The 393-nt window shown below is 40.7% G+C and carries 1 pseudogene; it reads left to right on the top strand.

Annotated features, from left to right (window positions below):
* A pseudogene (locus tag FC85_RS06045) lies at positions 1-393 on the top strand (MobQ family relaxase); the annotation flags it as partial.

Below are 393 nucleotides of genomic sequence, written 5' to 3'. Positions count from 1 at the left end.
CGGCCATACGTTGGCTGGAAGTTATTAATGCAACAAGAAAAGGAAGTCAAAATCGAGCTTAAATATACGCTGATGATTCATGATGATAGCTTAGAAAGTCTAGAACACGTTGATCAAGGTCTACTAGAAAAGTATTCACCAACCGAGCAGCAAAAGATTACTCGCGCAGTCAAAGATTTGCGAACAATCATGGCTGTGAAGCAAGTTATTCAAACCCAATACCAGGAAGTTTTAAGAAGAGCCTTTCCTAACGGCGATATTAATGAATTACCAATGATTAAACAGGAACAGGCCTATACAGCAGTGATGTACTATGATCCAGCTTTAAAACCATGCAAGGTTGAAACAATCGCACAGTGGCAGGAAACCCCACCGCGAGTTTTCAATACCCAA

The sequence above is a fragment of the Lentilactobacillus diolivorans DSM 14421 genome (assembly GCF_001434255.1).
Classification (GTDB): Bacteria; Bacillota; Bacilli; order Lactobacillales; family Lactobacillaceae; genus Lentilactobacillus; species Lentilactobacillus diolivorans.
The sequence above is the reverse complement of the archived record's forward strand: the minus strand, read 5'-3'. Positions and strand labels throughout refer to the sequence as shown.